We start from the raw sequence: 18,032 nt of genomic DNA, 5'->3' as shown, positions 1-18,032 counted from the left end.
GGAGACGATGACAGAACAAGTGATACCAGCCTCATTTCAACACATATTGGAGAAGGTCAAGAAAGCTTACGAACATGATCCGGAGGTATATGCGTTATTTGAAAAATGCTTCCTGAATACGTATCAGACCACATTGAAGAAGGACGAAGAGGGGACCTTTGTGATCACAGGCGATATTCCGGCCATGTGGCTCCGTGACTCATCTGCACAGGTCCGTCCCTACTTGATCCTGGTCAAAGAGGACAGGGAAATCGCATCCATGCTGAAGGAAGTCATCCAGCGTCAATGGAAGTACATCCTCATGGACCCTTATGCCAATGCGTTCAACAGGACAGCGGACAACAAAGGGCATCAACAGGATCACACCGACATGACCCCATGGATCTGGGAGCGTAAGTACGAAGTGGATTCCCTCTGCTATCCGATTCAGCTCACTTATCTATACTGGAAGGCAACGGGAGACGAGACGGTCCTTAATGAGACGCTTAAGGAAGTCCTTGCTGTGATCCATGATCTATGGAGGGTGGAGCAGGCCCATGAAGAAAACTCCCCTTACCGGTTCCAACGTGATGACTGCCGCGTATCCGATACGCTGTTGCGCGACGGAAAGGGCGGCTATTCGGTACCGACAGGCATGACGTGGTCCGGATTCCGTCCGAGTGATGATGCCTGCCTATACGGGTATCTAGTGCCTGCCAATATGTTCGCAGCCGTTGTCCTCGACTATGCGAAGGAAATGCTCGTTACGATGGGAGAATCTGATCTGGGTGAGAAGATGGCGGCACTCGGTCGTGAAATACGCGATGGCATCGAAGCACATGCCGTAGTGGATCATCCGGAATTCGGGAAGATCTACTCGTTCGAAACAGATGGTTCAGGACGATATAACCTGATGGACGATGCGAACGTACCCAGCCTCATGGCAATTCCATATATGGGGTATGCAGACGCAGAAGATGAGACGTACGTGAATACGCGAAACTTCATCCTCAGCCGTCACAACCCTTACTATTACGAAGGCAAAAAGGCTTCCGGAATCGGCAGCCCGCATACGCCGGATCATTACATTTGGCATATTGGCCTGGCGGTTCAGGGAATGACGGCCATCTCCAGGAAAGAGCGGGACGCAATCGTGGATATGTTCAAGAACACCCACGGGGGAACAGGATTCATGCATGAAGGCTTTGATGCCGATCGTCCGGAAGAGTTCACACGCGACTGGTTTGCATGGGCGAACTCGATGTTCAGCGAATTCATCCTGAGTGAGCTGGGCATCCATGTTCCGGAAAGCCCTCTTGCCCAATCACATCACACTTCATAACGGAGGGTCCGTATGTTTTATTCAATCCAAAAAATCGAAAATAGACTGAACGAACTGGATCGACTTCGGTACCGTGATTGCAGGGGGCTCGGCCCATTTGGCGTCCACGAACCGAAGCAGGGGGAAGAGAATCTCCATCCAACCCATTTCGAAAGAGAAATGAATGTACACGATACGTGGTCCGGACGGGACCGGTATGTGTGGCTTCACACTACTCTACATGTACCCGAAGATGACCGGAGTGCAGTGCTTTACCTTGATCTCGGGCGAACCGGTGGCGGGAACAACTCAGGGTTCGAATCACTCCTTTACCTGAACGGACGGCCGTTTCAGGGAGTGGATTCCAATCACCGTGAAGTCATCCTTCCTGAGGGGGAACGATTCGATATCACGATTCAGCTATGGTCGGGTCTTGAAGGCGGGGGGAATCCGTCAGAGCAATACTACCGGTTGAAAGAAGCGTGGTGGGGCTTCCTTGATGGTGAGGTGGATGATTTTTATTTCAAAACCAAAGCCATCTTGGAAACGGTCAAGCAGTTGGATGAACATGATGGTGTGCGCTCGAATTTGATTGCCCTCCTGAACAGGGCATTTTACGAAATTGACTGGACCGATCGGGGAGAGTGTTTTTATGAAAGCGTCAGGAAGGCAGCGGCTGTGCTGGAAGCCGAGAAGAAAAAGTGGCATAAGCACTCGGAGGTGACGGTCCATGCGATCGGTCATTCCCATATCGACCTTGCCTGGTTGTGGCGTACCAAACATACAAAGGAGAAGGCGAAAAGGACATTCTCAACTGTTCTCCGCCTCATGGAGCTGTACCCAGATTACACCTACATTCAGAGTCAACCGCAGCTGTATGCATGGGTAAAGGAGGAAGAGCCTGAGCTTTACGCTGCCATTCAAAAAAAGGTCGAAGAAGGTCAATGGGAAGTGGAAGGCTCCATGTGGGTAGAAGCCGACTGCAACATCCCGTCAGGTGAATCGTTCGTCCGGCAGCTCCTCTATGGAAAGGCCTTTTTCCAGAAAGAATTCAATCGTCGGAATCGCACGCTTTGGCTTCCCGATGTCTTCGGCTACAGCTGGTCGCTCCCGCAGATTCTGCGGAAATCAGGAATTGATACCTTCATGACCACCAAGATCAGCTGGAATCAGTATAACCGCATGCCTCACGATACGTTCAGGTGGCGGGGGATCGACGGCTCCGAGATCCTGACCTACTTCATTACGACCCCTGAGCCGGGCAGACCTGCAGACTCTTGGTTCTATACGTACAACGGACTCGTTACGGGTGAGACGGTGAAGGGCATCTGGGAGAAATACCGGGATAAGGACGTGAACCGGAATCTGCTCCTGGCCTACGGTTATGGGGACGGTGGGGGCGGAGTGAACCGCGAGATGATCGAGATGAAGCGGAAGCTGTCTGATGTGCCAGGCATGCCCTTTGTTCAATCGACTCATGCCTCGGAGTTTTTTGAAGAGCTTCACGAGACCGTAGATGGAACCGATCAGTATGTACACACATGGGATGGTGAGCTGTACCTCGAGTACCATCGTGGAACGTACACATCCCAAGCCAGGATGAAAGAACAGAATCGCAAGCTTGAACTGTCCTACAGGGAAGCGGAGTTCCTTTCTGCCTGGCATGCTTTGCTGAACGGGTGGGAGAGATATGATAGGGAGGCACTAGAAGAAGGATGGAAAAAGATCCTCCTCAATCAGTTCCATGACATTATCCCGGGCTCCTCCATCACGGAAGTCTATGAGGACGCCCACCGTGAGTATGAAGAGGCGAGAATCATCCAAAACGATGTTGTCTCCCAATTGGAATCACAGATCATCAATGGAAAGCAGAACTGGTCATTCATGCACCCCCATCAATACACAGCACCTGTACTGATGACAGTCCCGGGTGAGCACGGCTCCTATGAACACGAGGGGAAACCGGTACAGACCCAACCCTTGGCAGGAGGGGGCACGCTTGTACTGGTGCCGGATGTGAAGGCATTTGCATATGGCACGCTGACGAAGACGGGAGCAAGTCCTTCAGAGGAAACTCCTTTGAGTCAAATTGACCTTACTCGTCGATCATGGGAAACGCCATTCTATCGATTAACCTGGAATGAACAAGGTCAATTCACAAGCATATTCGATAAAGCGGTAGGGCGCGAAATGATCGAGCCGGGACGTGCAGGGAATGTCCTGAAACTCTATGAAGATAAGCCGATGGCCCATGATGCCTGGGATCTTGATCTCTATTATATGGAAAAATCCAAGTCTATTGATTTACTGAAGGACTGTACTATACTTGATAATGGGCCCCTGCAGACGACCATCGAGTTCACGTGGGAAGCCCCGCAGCTGAAGATCATTCAGCGGATCCATTGTTATGCCCATTCCAAACGGATCGATTTTGAAACGAAAGTGGACTGGGAAGCTCGTCAACAGCTCCTCAAGGTGGAATTCCCCGTAGCGATACGGTCGACGGAAGCCATCTATGATATCCAGTTCGGGAACGTCAAACGACCGACCCACTGGAATACGTCCTGGGATGTGGCGCGCTTCGAATCCGTCGCTCACAAGTGGGCGGCCCTTTCAGAACCATTCTACGGCGTCAGCCTCATGAACGACAGTAAATACGGCTACTCGATTAAAGACAATGTCATGGCCCTCTCCCTTCTTAAAGGTCCGATCTATCCAGATCCTAAGGCGGATATCGGTCAACACCATTTTGTCTACTCCCTGTATCCGTTTGCTGGACAGACGGCCAAGCATGATGTGGAAAGGGAAGCCACCTACCTCAATGCGCCCATCAGGGTCATGGAGGGAACGGTCTCCGAGGAGTTTACCGGCTCTCTACTCTCCATCAGCGGCACCGGTGTCATCGTCGATACAATCAAGAAGGCAGAAGAACGGGGTACGCTGATCGTGCGCCTTCATGAAATGGAGGGAGCCACTACGTCCTGCAGGATCATGATGGACGCGGGGAAATGGCGGGAAGTGAACCTCATGGAAGATGAGTATCTTTCAGAATACACGTCAGGTCCAATCGACCTCACCTTCCACCCATATGAAATAAAAACAATCGAACTGGAAAAGTGATTTCAGGGTGAACAGGAGCTCACAGCTCCTGTTCCCTTTTTACCTTGATGAGGAAGTGATGAAATGAAAGCGTTACAGCCGATTAGACGTATCAGCAAAAGGATGTTTTACCGGGTCTTTCTTACATACTCCCTCATCATTTTTCTGACGATGACCGTCTTGTTTGTCTTTCTGACAGACTATTATTCTGATTTTATCGTTCAAAGGGAAATCGACCGCCAGGAAACGATCATCAACGAAATCAAATCGGAGCTTCAGGGCAAGCATCAGTTCGTAAGACAGGGCATCCAGCAACTGTATCAGGAGCAGCCCCTCATCGAGGATCTGGCATTTGCCCTGCAGCATGACTATCAAGACTATATCGGCTACCGGCTTGATAAGTTTTCCAACAGTGATTCATTCGTCCCATACAACTTTGATATCTTCGTGAAGAACTATTTTTCCAGAGACCCTGAATCGATCGCCCTGCGGATCCGGAATGAAAGTCTGGGAACAGAATATATGTATCTATTCGACCATAGTCGATGGAAACAGGGGAATCACTATAAAGAAGGAGCTTCTCCCATTACCGATGAGCCATCAGAGCCTAAGGATATGCTTGTCGTGGAGGAGCAGATCAATGATCCTGTCTCCATGGACCGTCTTGGGAAAGCGATGGTGTACTTCGGGTACGACTCCATTGACGGTCTCCTTACCCTCACGGATATGCCTCCGAAAAGCGCGTTTATCATCACGAATGAGGAGGGGGACATTCTGTACAGCTATGGAAAAGCCCCCACATCCCTCATTGACGGTCTTTCCTACAGTGCCGTGCAAAAGAAGGTGGATGATCATGGCCGGTATTATATCCAGTCTTCCATAGAGCCGGTGAGCGGGCACATGGTGACGGCCATCGTACCTGAGAAAGAGATCGCTCAGCTGTTTACGTATAAAACGACGATCTTTTTCCTTTTGATCCTGCTTACGACCATAGCCATCATCCTTCCTTACTTTGCACTCAGGGGGTACTCCAAGCGATTGGATGAAATCATGAACAAGATGAAGGAAGTCCAGGAAGGGAACATCGATGCACGTATCGAGACGACACATGTAGACGATGATCTCACTGACATCTCGCACACCATCAATAAGACATTGGACGATCTGAATGATTACATCGATAAAGTGTATCGTTCCAAACTGAAGCAGACAGAAGCGGAGCTCGCCAATCTCCAGGCGCAGATCAACCCGCACTTCCTCTACAATACGTTGGAAGCAATTCGCATGAAGTCGCTATCTGAAGGAGGGCGGACGTCTGCAAAAATGATCGTACAGCTTGCCCACCTGTTCCGCTACTCCTTGAAATCCGCAGACCTGGTGCCTGTAGAGGATGAAATCAATCATGCCCATCAATACATCGAGCTGTTCAAGGTCCGCTTCCCTGATCAGCTGACAACTGAACTGTATGTAGAAGAGGAGCTGAAGTCCTTTTATCTACCACCTTTCATCCTGCAGCCCTTCATCGAAAACTTTTTGATTCATGGGTTCAGGAGGGATAGGCAGGATAATCACTTGAGTGTCTCGATCCATAAAATGGGCGATACGGCCAAAATCATTATTGAAGATAATGGTACCGGGATTGAACAGGATCGACTTCACAACATCATGGAAAGGTTAAAGGAGGAAGTGGGATCCACCAGCTCCATAGGTGTGGGGAATGTCCATCGCCGGATCCGACTGAAATATGGAGAAGGATACGGGGTGGAGATAAAAAGCATAGCGGGTGTAAAGACGACCGTACAGATCACTTTACCATTCATGAAAGAGGTGCAATAAATGATCCGGGTGATGATTGTAGACGACGAACCTTTAATTTTGGATGGACTGACTTATCTATTGGATTGGGAGTCCATTGGATTTGAAGTGGTGGCCAAAGCGAGAAACGGCAGAGAAGCTCTGGAATTATCCAGGACGATTGCATTCGACGTTCTGATCACCGACATAAAAATGCCGGAAATGACGGGGCTCGAGCTCATTGAAGCACTGAAGGAAGAACAGGAGGAAGTGAAAGCCATCGTCCTTTCGGGATTCCAGGAGTTTGATTTAATTAAGAAGGGGCTCGTCCTGGGAATCGAAAACTATTTATTGAAGCCGGTGAATGAAGATGAACTGGGCTCCTCCCTTCTTCATATAAAAGATAAACTCGATCAGCAGGATCTTGGAGAGGAATCAATTCTCATCCTTCGGGATCACTCCATCTGGAGGTACATGATGGGGAAGATGCCCCTCCGTGAATTTCAGGAAAGGCTGGCCCTCTATCCTGAATTGGCTCTCCCGGTACCCTTTCATCTCGGGCTTTTGAAAGTCGAAGACAGTGACAGTGTAAAGGTTCAGAAACAGATAGAATCCGGGCCATCCATCTGCGTTACCACTCCACATGGGGACTTGATGATCGTATGGGACCCTGCTCATATTGAGTCCGAGCAAGAACGGATCATTCCGATTGTAGAAGAAAGCAAAGGAATTATGGTGACGAGTGGAAGAGTAGAAGAGATTGCCGAAACCCCGAGAGTGATGAAGGAGCTGGAGCGTGCGAGTGAATTAAAGATGATCCTTCCCGACCAGGAGCAACATCTGGCAGAGGATATGATCCTCTCTCCATCCATCAAGACAATCGATGTCAGGAACTATTTGAAGCCGGAGATGCTCGAGGGGCTGGCAAACGAGGAGTATGGACGCGTACGCGAGGAACTCGGTAACGTCTTCATTCAGCTCGCCTCTGACCCTTTCCTATTGAAAAGTGTTTTCCTTGATACCTTCTTCCAGATGAAAGGTCGTTTCCTCCTATCTTTGGAATACGGTCAGTATGTGCAAATCATCCATGAAATCCTCCATATTGATAGAGAAGAGGATGCGATGAGGCTTCTTGATACATGTATGGATTTAATGGAAGGAGCAGGTCAAGGAGAAGAAAAGAGAAGTCCGATCATCCAGACGGTCCTGACGTATATCCATCAACATTATTCGGAGGATATGTCCCTCAAAACGTTGGGCCATCGCTTCCACATCAATCCAATTTACCTTGGCCAGCTCTTCCAGAAGGAAGCCGGGGACTCTTTCACCAAGTACTTGAATAAACTTCGCATTGACCGGGCCAAAAAGCTCTTATTGAATTCTCATGAGAAAGCTGGCCAAATCGGTAAACGTGTAGGCTATACCGACGCCACCTACTTCTATAAGCAGTTTAAAAAATACGAAAATGCCACTCCTTCAGAATGGAGGAAGCAGCGAGTTTGATCCCTTTTGTGAAAGGGATTTTTTTATAGGGAAAGGAGAGATGATAGTCGTTAGACAGATCTCTGCGACGTTATGAAATAGGAAAGTAGATTGAAAGTTTTCCATAACAGGTGAAGATAATTGGCTTAACCTTTGCACTCATCGCGGAACAAAAGGTTGAAATTCCAAAGCTTAATCTACCATTCCTTTAACTGAAAAAAACAACTATTTACTTTGACCAGTAAATCTAAGATATCTCAACTATTTCAAATGAAAGGGTTTTCATATAATGAGAGTATAGCACCGAGGGGAGGAGAAACATGAACAGAGTCAAACAATTTATCAAAGATCTATACGACAACCGGATCTGGCTTTTAATGATCCTGCCGGGCCTCATCTGGCTGATCGTCATGAAGTACATTCCCATGTTCGGTCAAGTGATCGCCTTCAAAAACTTCCGGTTCCACCCGGACGGATTCTTCGCCAGCGTCTTTACGAGCGAATGGGTAGGATTCGAAAACTTCAAATTCCTGTTCAGCACGAATGACGCATTCGTCATTACGCGGAATACCCTGCTTTATAACATCCTTTTCATTGTCGTCGGCCTAATCCTATCCGTAGCAGTAGCCATCATTCTTAGCGAAATCACCAAGCAGAAGCTGGCGAAAATCTACCAGACGGGCATGCTTTTCCCGCATTTCCTTTCCTGGGTGGTCGTAAGCTACTTCGTCTTCGCCTTCCTGAGCGTGGATAGGGGATTGTTCAACAGCGTCCTCGGTTACTTCAACATCGAGCCCGTCTCCTGGTATAACGAGCCTAAATACTGGCCATATTTCATCACGTTCATCAGTCAGTGGAAAGGGGTCGGATTCAGTTCGATCGTGTATCTGGCAGCCATTGTAGGGATTGACCGGACGCATTATGAAGCCGCCATGATCGATGGCGCGAACAAGTGGCAGCAAATCCGCCATGTGACAATTCCGATGATCATGCCGCTTATCGTCATCCTGACCATCTTGAACATCGGAAGCATCTTCAGCGCGGACTTTGGATTATTCTATCAAATCCCACGCGATTCCGGACCACTTTATTCCGTTACAAATGTCATTGATACATATGTTTATCGCGGACTCATGACCATGGGGGATATCGGGATGAGCACAGCGGCAGGTCTTTATCAGGCCACTGTCGGATTCGTCCTCATTTTGATCACCAACTATATTGTCAGGAAGATCGACGAAGACAATGCCCTCTTCTAATCTGAACGAAAGGAGTGTGTCAGGTGGAAACGACGACCAAGACCACGGAGGCCGGACTTAAGGGGAAGCCGGCCGTCAAGAAGCCCAAATCGTATAACCCCTATGGCTTCACAGGTAAGACAAGCGTCCTCATGCATGTGCTGCTCGGAAGTTTTGCCTTCATGTGCATCTTCCCGTTCCTGTACGTCATCATTATCTCCATCAGCAATGAGCAATCCCTTGCGGAGAATGGCTACCAGCTCATTCCGGAGCAGTGGAGCCTGGATGCATATAAGTATCTGTGGGATATGAAGGCTCAAGTTCTACAGGCCTATGGTGTCACCATCTTTGTGACCGTAGTGGGAACCTTCCTCAGCGTGACGGTCATCTCCATGTATGCCTACGCTATCTCGCGCAAGCAATTCAAGTTCCGTAAACAGTTTACATTCATTGCCTTCTTCACCATGCTGTTCAGCGGGGGGATGGTCCCGTTCTACATCGTCATGACTCAGTTCCTTGATCTGAAGAATACGATGTGGGCCCTCATCCTTCCGATGGCCGTGAATGCATTCTACATTATCATCATGAGGACATTCTTCCTTCGTTCAGTGCCGGAGGCCATTCTCGAATCAGCCAGAATTGACGGTGCAGGAGAGATGAGGATCTTCCTCACGATCGTATTGCCGTTATCCATACCGGGTATTGCTACCATCGCCCTTTTCAGTACGCTCGCGTATTGGAATGACTGGTTCAATGCTTTGCTATTCATTGATGATCCCAACAAGATCCCGCTTCAGTCCCTATTGATGCGGATCGAGAATAACATGGACTTCATTAAGCAGAATGCCATGCTTTCCAACCAGAACAGTGCCATTTTGAAGTCGATACCGCAGGATTCTGCAAGGATGGCCATGGTCGTCATTGCGACCCTGCCGATCGCCTTGTCTTATCCATTCTTCCAGAAATATTTCATTAAGGGATTGACCATCGGCGGTGTGAAAGACTGATCACCTCTGTATGTTTTTGAAACAAAACTATGAATTGGGGGATGAAACATGAAGAAAATCGGAATTCTGTCGCTCGTCTTGCTTCTGCTCACTGGTGTCCTTGCTGCATGTAGCGGAGGGGGAAGTGAAAAATCATCGGGAGACTCGACTGATGAAGAAGTGAAACTTACATGGTATATGATCGGTACGCCTCAAAAGGATACGAAGGACGTCATGAAGGAAGTCAACAAGTACACAAAGGAAAAAATCAACGCCACCATCGATATGAAAATGCTCGATTGGGGTGAGTACAATGATCGCATGCAGGTCATTACGACTTCTGGGGAAAACTATGATATCGCCTTTACAAGCTCATGGGCGAATAACTATGCCCTCAATGCAAGAAAAGGCGCCTTCCTAGGCCTGAACGATCTTATGGATAAGCATGGAAAGGATATGAAGAAGCTCATCGATCCTGCCTTCCTGGAAGGTGCTCAAATCGATGGCGAACTCTACGCGATCCCAGCCAATAAAGAGGTGGGCCAGCAGGCTGTGCTTTCCTTTAATAATGAACTTGTTAAAAAGCATAATCTCGATATCTCGAATGTGAATTCCATTGCCGATCTTGAACCCCTTCTAAAAGTCATCAAAGAGAAAGAGAAGAATGTCACACCAATCGCAACATTCGATGCCTATCTACCATTTGATTCCATTCTTCAAGAAGAGCTTCCATTTGCCTTCCGTTTAGATGGGAATACAGATGAAGTCGTCAACAAGTACGAAGAAGACATCACAATGGAAACATTAAAAACCATGCATGAGTATTATAAAAAAGGCTATATCCAAAAAGATGCTGCCACAAGCACGGATTCCTGGCCCCTTGAAACACCGAACTGGTTCGTCCGCAAAGAAATCTATCAGCCTTATGCTGAAGACGTATGGTCCCGCTCTGCTGGTTATGAGATTGTGACAAGGGAACTTCACGAACCGTATATCTTCAATAACTCTGTCACAGGATCCATGCAGGCCATCTCTGCCACATCGAAGAATCCTGAACGTGCCATGATGTTCCTGAATCTATTGAACTCCGATGAATACCTTCGGAACCTTCTTGATAAAGGGATTAAAGGAACCCACTATGAAGAAAACGAAGATGGTACCATCAAAGATCTTCCAGCACGTGTAGAAAACTACAACATGCCAAGCTTCGCCATCGGAAACCAGCTGATTCTGAAGCTGTACGAAGATGATCCTAAGGACAAATGGGAGAAATTCGAGGAGTTCAACAAGAACTCTACACCGTCACCTGCTCTAGGATTCTATTTTGATTCCAATCCCGTACGTACGGAAATTGCAGCCATTTCCAACGTAACAAGCGAATTCTCACCAGCCCTTCTCAAAGGCGCCGTCGATCCGGAAGAATATCTGCCGGCCTTCAACAAAAAGCTGAAAGAAGCTGGAATGGAAAAAGTACTCGATGAAATCCAGAAACAGTATGATGAGTGGAAGAAGAAACAATAAGTCCAGCACGGGGACGGTTCCGATGCGTCAAAAAAATGACGCACAGGAACCGTCCTTTGTTTCATTCTGAAAAACCAACGAATAATCCAAAAGTCATCCTCATAAAGTGAACTGGGGGTGATGGAATGGAAACAGAAAAAGTAGTGGCGGTGGAAGACCCGCATCATAACGGTATGGCCGTGACGTCGCTTGTTTTGGGAATCGTAGGATTTGCGATCGGTATTATCCCGATCATCGGCTGGTTCTTTATGCCTGCGTGGATCTTGGCGATTATATTCGGTGCGGTGGGCATCCGGCAGAATCAATCAAAGGGGATGAGCTACACCGGCTTGATTCTTGGTATCGTGACGTTTGTGTATAAATTCGGCTTCTGGTTGCTCGTAGCTGCAGGGGCTTAAAGGGAGAGAGACTTCTATTCTAGGAGTCTTTTTTATTTTCTTGTTGATAAATCGTAATGATTACGATATATTTAAATCGAAATCATTACGTATTAAGGAGAACCGATGTTATGCGCACATTTCAATCTATGATACTGGTTGGTTTACTGGCAGGAGCCCTCATGTTGACGGGCTGTCAGGGTTCCACTGCGACAAAGGAAGAAGAAACAGAAGGGAAGCATCTATCCTTCCTCTATAATTTTGCCACGAATTCATTGGACCCCCATGTAGATTCCAGCTATGTCCCTTTGAGGGCAGGCATTACGGAAACACTGATGAAATTGGATGAAGAGAAGCTCACGGTCACGCCATGGCTGGCCGAAAGTTTTGAAGGGGATGACGGTCAGAACTGGACGATACATATTCGTGAAGGTGTGACATTCCATAATGGGAAAGAGCTTGATGCCGCCGCCGTCAAGGATTCTTTGGAACGAGCGGTCAAAGAGAGCATAGCGGTGAAGAATGCCCTGAAGATCAAAGAAATGAAAGCGGATGGTCAGGTTTTGAAGATCCAAACGACGGAGCCATTCCCTGAATTCATCTCGGAGCTTGTGAATCCGAATACGGCGATCATCGATGTGTCAGAGGATGATATCATCAATCGTCCTGTGGGGACGGGACCGTTCGAGCTGTCTTCGTTCTCCCCGGGAAGCAAGCTTGAAGTCGAGAGATATAAGAACTATTGGGACGGAGCGGCAAAGTTGGATGCCGTAACGTTTGCCTTTAACGAAGATGCCTCTGCACGGACCCTTGCACTCAAATCGGGTCAGGTGGATATCGTTTATCGTCCTGAAGTGGAAAGCCTCGAATCACTCAAAGCGGAAAAGGGGATGGTCGTGGATTCCACTTCGACCTTCCGCGTTCATCAGATGACGATGAATATGCAGCGGGAGGAAATGAAGGATGTAAACGTCCGCCGTGGGATCGATGCGCTGATCGATCGTGAGGAAATCGTCGATACGATCCTTCTCGGTCATGCCGAGCCTGCCATCGGACCATTCCTGCCTTCACTGCCGTTTGCTCCTTCGTATGAAGAGGATGGACAAGAGGATGCCGTGGCTTATCTGAAAAAAGCGGGCTATACCATCAAAGATGGAGTGATGCAGAAGGATGGGAAGCCCCTCACCTTGACGCTGCTTACCTATTCTGCCCGTGCAGATCTTCCATTGATTGCCCAGGTGTTCCAATCCGATGCCAAGAAGATTGGGATTGCTGTGAAAATCCGTCAGATCGATGTGCCGGAAGACTATATGGGTGGTAATCGTGATTGGGATCTGGCCACGTACAGTAATCTGACGGCTCCCAGGGGAGATGCGGGGTACTACCTGAATGCGACGTATCATCCGAAAGGGGCACTGAACTTCAGTAGAGCAGAAGAGCCTGAGCTTACCTCCATCATCGATGAACTGAATCGCACGGTGGATCAAGAGAAGCGGGCCGAGCTGTCGGAAGCCGCTGCAGATTATGTGCATGATCATATGATCAACTCCTTCATCCTCCATCCATCCACCATCGTGGCATACGACGGTGATCGTGTGAAGAATTGGGTGACGACAAAGAGTGAGTACTATATGATCACCAACAAACTGGATGTGAAGGAACCATGATCCGCCTCGTAGGGAGGAAGTTCGCTGAGACGGGCTTGTTCCTGCTCTTCCTCACGTTTGCAAGCTTTGCCTTTGTCAGGTTGGCGCCGGGAGACCCCGTGCTGACTATCCTCAATGTCGATGAGGTGTCTGTCAGTCAGGAACAGGTGGAGTCCCTCCGTGAGGAAATGGGCTTCGATAAGCCGCTGCTTGTGCAATACGGGCAGTGGCTCCTCCGTTTTATCCAGCTTGATGCAGGAACTTCGTATGTAACGGGACAACCCGTGATGAGCATGATCAAAGCAGGGCTTCCCGCCACGATGGAGCTGACGGCTGGGGCACTCTTTGTGATGCTCTTCATCGCCTTGCCTTTGGGATCTCTTTCCGCCCTGTACCAAGGGAGCTGGATTGATTCCCTGAGTCGATTCCTCTCTGTGATCGGTGCTGCGGTACCGAGCTTTTGGCTTGGATTGATCTTCATCGATGCTTTTGCAGTGCGTCTTCAATGGTTCCCTACGATGGGGAGGGAAGGGGTGTCCACGTTGATCCTTCCTGCTTTGACGCTTGGTGTCGCCATATCGAGCGTGTACGTCAGGCTCCTCCGTTCCAATCTATCGGACGCCCTCAGTCAGGAATTCATCCGTTCCGGGAGGGCGAGGGGAATCGGCGAATCCCGGCTGTTCTTTGCCCATGCCCTGCGGTATAGCCTTCCGCCTGTAATCACGGTTTTCGGGGTGAGTCTTGGGAGCTTGATCGGAGGCGTCGTCGTCATCGAAGTCCTTTTCGCTTATCCGGGGATCGGCAAGATGGTGGTGGATGCGATCCGGCAGAGGGACTATCCCCTCATTCAGGGCTATATCATGGTCATGGCATTATGTGTATTCGTCGTCAATACGGCGGTCGATCTCTCCTACCGGCTTCTGAGACCGGAGTGGAGACGTGCAGGGGGAGGGGTTTAATATGAAAGGATGGCATAAGCCGGCGCTGTTGATTCTTTTGCCTATTGTTTTCTTCGGGTCCCTCTCTGTCTACACCTTCCTCATCCTCGGCCATGCCCCGGATGACGCGGATCTGGCTCGACGCTTGAAGGGGATGAGCCTGGATCATCTGCTTGGTACGGATCATCTTGGCCGGGATGTATTGTCGAGGATCCTATCGGGAGGGGTGACGACAGTGGGCTTCAGCCTCCTCGCCCTTGGAGCCGCCCTGTTCATCGGGATTCCGGTCGGGATCTATGCGGGATATAAAGGAGGACTTGTCGACCGGATCTTCATGCGGATAGCCGATGGCTTCCTGTCGTTCCCTGATACCATCGTGGCCATCGTTTTGGCGGGGATGATGGGTCCGGGCATCGTGAACCTCGTCCTTTCGATCATGCTGGTGAAATGGGTGAATTACGCCCGGTTGGTCAGGAGTACGGTACTCACAGAGTCAGGGAAGGACTATGTCCTGATGGCGAAGGTCAATGGGCTGACTCAAGGTGCCATCATGAGGAGGCATCTCCTCCCCCATCTCGTAGGGAATGTCGTGGTCCTTGCCAGTCTGGACCTGGGGAAGATCATCCTGCTCCTATCTGCCTTCTCCTACATCGGACTGGGTGCACAGCCGCCGGCGCCGGAGTGGGGGGCGATGCTCAATGAAGCAAGGCCATATTTCCAATCGATGCCGCAACTCATGCTCGCCCCTGGCATGGCCATCGTCATCACGGTATTTGTGACGAATCTGTTGGGGGATCATGTAAGGGATCTGTACGATGTGAAAAGGGAGGTGAAGAGCTGATGCTCACGATGGAACGGGTCTCGATAACCAGTAGGGGAAAGAAGATCGTGGATGATGTCTCCCTCCTGATCAAGCAAGGGGAGTGGCTCGCTCTTGTCGGAGAGAGCGGAAGTGGGAAGAGCCTGTTATCCCAGGCAATCGGGCGCATGCTCCCCCGGGGAATGGAGGTGTCGGGAAAGCTGATACTGAGGGACTGTGATCTCGGCTCACTTCCAACGGGTGAAATGAGGTCGAAGCTCGGCAGGGATATTGCTTATATATCACAGGATTATCATGGCTCGTTCACCCCCTTCCTGACTGTAGGGGCACATTTTAAGGAGTACGGTAAGGCTCACGGCATGAGCCACGAAGAGTGTAGGAGAAAGATGGGAGATGCCTTGGAGTCAGTGGGGCTATCTCCTGGCATGGAGACCAGATACCCTTCAGAACTGAGTGGTGGGCAGCTGCAGCGGATCGCCATTGCCCTCGCCCTCTTCCATTCACCCTGCCTGGTCATTGCGGACGAAATCACGACTGCACTCGATAGCGTGACGGGGCACCGGGTCTTGCAGCTCCTTGCCTCGAGGCAAAAGGAGACAGGCTGCGGCATCCTCTTCATCACACATGATTGGCGCACTGTCCGTCGCTACGCCGATCGGATTGCCGTCATGAAGGAAGGGGTCATCGTGGAGTCGGGTGGAAAACATCGGATCCTCGATCATCCACGCCATCACTATACAAAGCGCCTGATTGAATCGGCACCGGTATTGGGACGCGGCCTTCGTTCGGGCGTGGAAGGGGGAGAAACGGTATGAATGCCATGTTGGTGAAAGGGGTCACTAAGCAGTACCACGGGAGTCCGGTGTTGAATGATGTATCGTTTGAACTGGAAAAAGGGGAGTGCCTCGGCCTCATGGGTGAGAGTGGAAGCGGAAAGAGTACCCTCGCCCGTTGCATAATGGGAATGCAGAGGGTGGACAGGGGGGCGATCTACCTGATGGGGGAACGCATCGATCATTTATCTGATCGGCAGATGAGACATTTCAGGAGAAGACTGCAGCTTGTCCTCCAGAACCCTGCCGCAGCACTGAACCCGAAGAAGAAAATTGCCGATTCCCTTCTTGATCCCTACTTATTTCTCGGCCGGCATGTCCGACTCCAGCATTTCTCGGCCGTTTCTGAATCCCTCCTTGTCAAAGAACTGCTGGATGCAGTCGAGCTGCCGGGAGATCTCGCCGCCCGCTACCCTCATGAACTGAGCGGGGGACAGAGGCAACGGGTCAACATCGCAAGGGCCATCAGCATCGAACCGGATGTCCTCGTCCTTGACGAGCCGACAGCTAGTCTTGATGTCGTATCCCAGGCCTCCATCCTCGATCTTCTGACTGATTTGAAAGAAGAGCTGGGTCTATCCTACCTTCTCATCTCTCATGACCTGGCCGCTCTTCATGAGATGAGCGATCGCATCATGGTCATGAAGGATGGAAGGCTGGTGGACGATTTTCACCGAGGGGACATCTTCTCTCCAAATCGGGACCCCTACACAAAAGAGCTCATATCCATCTTTTGACGGCGGGAGGACAAAACCTACGCCGTTGTTTGGGTTTATTCGGTATAATGGTAAAAAAGGGGGGTTACGATTGCTGTGGATTGGAGTACTTAATGTATTACTTCTCATAGTCCTGATCTTTCTGCTCTCGAAGGGATGGGTGAAGTTTGAATCCTGGTTTTACAAAAAGCTGGACGGGAGATGGGGGTACAAGTGGCAGTTCACCTTGATGTCGGGCATCATCTTCTTCCTGCTACTGAGTGGAGTGGTGGCGATTAACTACACGTATCACTTCCAGCTCCTCAACACGATGTTCATCTCCAGTTTCTTTTTGGTGCTTCCTGCGGTGGTAGCTCCGTTTCTTGCCAGGCCGGTACTGAATACGGAAACCGTTCAGCGGCGATACATATCGAGCTCTGCATCGGCAGACAGGAATGTCAAGGGCCTATCCCTTCCTGTCACACCTTTCATGGCTGCAACCTTCGGACTGGTTCTCGTGACGATCCTGATGACGGTTGCATCATATTGGTGATTTTTCGCTCCTCCCCCTGAAGAAGCTTCAGGGGGATAGGGCTCTGTTTTTTAGATAAGCTCAAAATGAGCTCCTTTTGGATAGAGGGCTTCATACTCTTCGTTATCTCTGTTGCCGTATGCCAGCTTGACGCCCTCGATCAAGTCGTTTTCCTGAAGATCATCGAGGATCGACTTGACGGCTCGCTCTACATGGACCACATAGGTGAAGATATTGGTCGTTCCGCTCCCGATGTCCCCTCCGTCACAGTGACCGTTCCCCGTCCATCCGAGGCACTCGTTCATCAATTCCTCCACGGCATGTCTCCGTTCGAGGGCTTCCTCGATCTGGTCTTCTTCATAGCTGTATTGAATCACCAGTTCATGCAGTTCTTCTTCGTCGAGGTATTCATAGCCTTCTGATTCTTTCTCCTCTGCGATTTCTTCCATCCATACCTCCGCATCTTCTCCCGCTGGTAGCGCAAAACGCCGGGACTCACCCTGATTTCCCACGATGCCGAAGTGCTCCAAGAGCTCCTGGTCGTCTTCCTCCTCCCAGATCTCCCAATAAAACGTATCCTCGTCGGTCTGCTTGATCATCTTAATCATCCCATCTCCTCCTTTGTTAAAGTTTACCACGGAGGGTGTGGAGCGAGCAGTACAAAATAAAAGCGAGGATGTTTTGCAGATAAAACCGGTAGGGGGAGAGAGATCCTTTACAAAGATCTAACACTCTCCATGCCTTTTCTTTACACAAATGATCTATGATCGA

Annotated in this window: 15 protein-coding genes; 14 read left to right on the top strand and 1 reads right to left on the bottom strand. The window is 49.7% G+C overall.

Features of this window, described 5'->3' with window-relative positions; translation table 11 throughout:
- Positions 1 to 7: 7 nt before the first annotated feature.
- The 14 genes from K6T23_RS19635 (at position 8) to K6T23_RS19570 (ending at position 17,282) form a co-directional block, all read left to right on the top strand.
- Positions 8 to 1,321 (top strand): glycoside hydrolase family 125 protein, encoded by a 1,314-nt coding sequence (locus K6T23_RS19635; RefSeq protein WP_238282831.1) that lies wholly within the window; start codon positions 8 to 10, stop codon positions 1,319 to 1,321.
- Positions 1,322 to 1,333: 12 nt separating this feature from the next.
- Positions 1,334 to 4,420, top strand: a complete 3,087-nt coding sequence (locus K6T23_RS19630) for an alpha-mannosidase (RefSeq protein WP_238282819.1) — start codon at positions 1,334 to 1,336, stop codon at positions 4,418 to 4,420.
- A 63-nt stretch (positions 4,421 to 4,483) separates the two neighbouring features.
- Positions 4,484 to 6,235: a sensor histidine kinase gene (locus K6T23_RS19625; RefSeq protein ID WP_238282817.1), complete on the top strand. Its 1,752-nt coding sequence runs from the start codon at positions 4,484 to 4,486 to the stop codon at positions 6,233 to 6,235.
- Positions 6,236 to 7,696 (top strand): response regulator transcription factor, encoded by a 1,461-nt coding sequence (locus K6T23_RS19620; RefSeq protein WP_238282815.1) that lies wholly within the window; start codon positions 6,236 to 6,238, stop codon positions 7,694 to 7,696.
- Positions 7,697 to 7,995: 299 nt separating this feature from the next.
- Positions 7,996 to 8,934, top strand: a complete 939-nt coding sequence (locus K6T23_RS19615) for an ABC transporter permease (RefSeq protein WP_056538770.1) — start codon at positions 7,996 to 7,998, stop codon at positions 8,932 to 8,934.
- A 131-nt stretch (positions 8,935 to 9,065) separates the two neighbouring features.
- Positions 9,066 to 9,920: a carbohydrate ABC transporter permease gene (locus K6T23_RS19610; RefSeq protein ID WP_082139787.1), complete on the top strand. Its 855-nt coding sequence runs from the start codon at positions 9,066 to 9,068 to the stop codon at positions 9,918 to 9,920.
- Between the two features lie 48 nt (positions 9,921 to 9,968).
- Positions 9,969 to 11,420: an ABC transporter substrate-binding protein gene (locus K6T23_RS19605; protein ID WP_079514483.1), complete on the top strand. Its 1,452-nt coding sequence runs from the start codon at positions 9,969 to 9,971 to the stop codon at positions 11,418 to 11,420.
- 125 nt (positions 11,421 to 11,545) lie between these two features.
- Complete coding sequence (locus tag K6T23_RS19600; protein ID WP_238282813.1) at positions 11,546 to 11,818, top strand: hypothetical protein; 273 nt, start codon at positions 11,546 to 11,548, stop codon at positions 11,816 to 11,818.
- Positions 11,819 to 11,928: 110 nt separating this feature from the next.
- Positions 11,929 to 13,464 (top strand): nickel ABC transporter substrate-binding protein, encoded by a 1,536-nt coding sequence (nikA, locus tag K6T23_RS19595; protein WP_420493481.1) that lies wholly within the window; start codon positions 11,929 to 11,931, stop codon positions 13,462 to 13,464.
- Positions 13,461 to 14,402 (top strand): nickel ABC transporter permease, encoded by a 942-nt coding sequence (nikB, locus tag K6T23_RS19590; RefSeq protein ID WP_238282811.1) that lies wholly within the window; start codon positions 13,461 to 13,463, stop codon positions 14,400 to 14,402. The genes nikA and nikB overlap by 4 nt, the downstream gene beginning before the upstream one ends.
- Position 14,403: 1 nt before the next feature.
- Positions 14,404 to 15,222 carry a nickel transporter permease gene (gene nikC, locus K6T23_RS19585; RefSeq protein WP_238282810.1) on the top strand — a complete coding sequence of 273 codons (819 nt, stop codon included), beginning with the start codon at positions 14,404 to 14,406 and terminating at the stop codon, positions 15,220 to 15,222.
- On the top strand, positions 15,222 to 16,016 hold the full coding sequence (locus K6T23_RS19580) for an ATP-binding cassette domain-containing protein (RefSeq protein WP_337946924.1): 795 nt from the start codon (positions 15,222 to 15,224) through the stop codon (positions 16,014 to 16,016). Before nikC ends, K6T23_RS19580 begins: the two co-directional genes overlap by 1 nt.
- Positions 16,013 to 16,771, top strand: coding sequence for an ABC transporter ATP-binding protein (locus tag K6T23_RS19575; protein WP_238282808.1), 759 nt, complete (start codon positions 16,013 to 16,015; stop codon positions 16,769 to 16,771). The genes K6T23_RS19580 and K6T23_RS19575 overlap by 4 nt, the downstream gene beginning before the upstream one ends.
- Before the next feature lie 70 nt (positions 16,772 to 16,841).
- Positions 16,842 to 17,282, top strand: coding sequence for a hypothetical protein (locus K6T23_RS19570; RefSeq protein WP_238282806.1), 441 nt, complete (start codon positions 16,842 to 16,844; stop codon positions 17,280 to 17,282).
- A gap of 50 nt (positions 17,283 to 17,332) precedes the next feature.
- Here K6T23_RS19570 and K6T23_RS19565 read toward each other — a convergent pair whose 3' ends face one another.
- Positions 17,333 to 17,869 (bottom strand): hypothetical protein, encoded by a 537-nt coding sequence (locus tag K6T23_RS19565; RefSeq protein ID WP_238282804.1) that lies wholly within the window; start codon positions 17,867 to 17,869, stop codon positions 17,333 to 17,335.
- Positions 17,870 to 18,032 lie beyond the last annotated feature (163 nt).

It is taken from the genome of Rossellomorea marisflavi (assembly GCF_022170785.1).
Lineage (GTDB): Bacteria > Bacillota > Bacilli > Bacillales > Bacillaceae_B > Rossellomorea > Rossellomorea marisflavi_B.
Note: the sequence above shows the minus strand (reverse complement) of the source record. Positions and strands in the feature narration are given on the sequence as shown.

Coding starts and splice junctions, on each gene's coding strand:
- K6T23_RS19635 (WP_238282831.1), top strand. CDS start 8: ATGACAGAACAAGTGATACCAGCCTCATTTCAACACATATTGGAGAAG.
- K6T23_RS19625 (WP_238282817.1), top strand. CDS start 4,484: ATGAAAGCGTTACAGCCGATTAGACGTATCAGCAAAAGGATGTTTTAC.
- K6T23_RS19605 (WP_079514483.1), top strand. CDS start 9,969: ATGAAGAAAATCGGAATTCTGTCGCTCGTCTTGCTTCTGCTCACTGGT.
- nikB (WP_238282811.1), top strand. CDS start 13,461: ATGATCCGCCTCGTAGGGAGGAAGTTCGCTGAGACGGGCTTGTTCCTG.
- K6T23_RS19610 (WP_082139787.1), top strand. CDS start 9,066: ATGCATGTGCTGCTCGGAAGTTTTGCCTTCATGTGCATCTTCCCGTTC.
- nikA (WP_420493481.1), top strand. CDS start 11,929: ATGCGCACATTTCAATCTATGATACTGGTTGGTTTACTGGCAGGAGCC.
- K6T23_RS19575 (WP_238282808.1), top strand. CDS start 16,013: ATGAATGCCATGTTGGTGAAAGGGGTCACTAAGCAGTACCACGGGAGT.
- K6T23_RS19565 (WP_238282804.1), bottom strand. CDS start 17,869: ATGATTAAGATGATCAAGCAGACCGACGAGGATACGTTTTATTGGGAG.
- K6T23_RS19620 (WP_238282815.1), top strand. CDS start 6,236: ATGATCCGGGTGATGATTGTAGACGACGAACCTTTAATTTTGGATGGA.
- K6T23_RS19600 (WP_238282813.1), top strand. CDS start 11,546: ATGGAAACAGAAAAAGTAGTGGCGGTGGAAGACCCGCATCATAACGGT.
- nikC (WP_238282810.1), top strand. CDS start 14,404: ATGAAAGGATGGCATAAGCCGGCGCTGTTGATTCTTTTGCCTATTGTT.
- K6T23_RS19615 (WP_056538770.1), top strand. CDS start 7,996: ATGAACAGAGTCAAACAATTTATCAAAGATCTATACGACAACCGGATC.
- K6T23_RS19630 (WP_238282819.1), top strand. CDS start 1,334: ATGTTTTATTCAATCCAAAAAATCGAAAATAGACTGAACGAACTGGAT.
- K6T23_RS19580 (WP_337946924.1), top strand. CDS start 15,222: ATGCTCACGATGGAACGGGTCTCGATAACCAGTAGGGGAAAGAAGATC.